We start from the raw sequence: 224 nt of genomic DNA on the forward strand, positions 1-224 counted from the left end.
GGCCGCGGCCAGCACCTCGGCGAGCCTGGGCGGGACCCGGCGGCGCTGCAGGGCGCTGCTCCAGTGCGGTGCGATGGTGAGGAGGGCGCCGGTGGCCAGTACGGAGAGGAGGAAGCCGTAACTCCGCGCCAGCCAGGGGTCGTACAGCACCAGGAGCAGCACGGCGGCGGCCAGCGCGGGGATCAGTGACCGGCGCCGTGCTGCTCCTGGTGCTGTACGACCCC

At 74.6% G+C, this 224-nt stretch carries 1 protein-coding gene; it reads right to left on the bottom strand.

The window, feature by feature from the left end; translation table 11 throughout:
- On the bottom strand, nucleotides 1-224 hold a 224-nt coding region (locus J0695_RS40595; RefSeq protein WP_206969819.1), incomplete at both ends, for a ComEC/Rec2 family competence protein.

Source organism: Streptomyces beijiangensis, from assembly GCF_017315755.1.
Classification (GTDB): Bacteria; Actinomycetota; Actinomycetes; order Streptomycetales; family Streptomycetaceae; genus Streptomyces; species Streptomyces beijiangensis.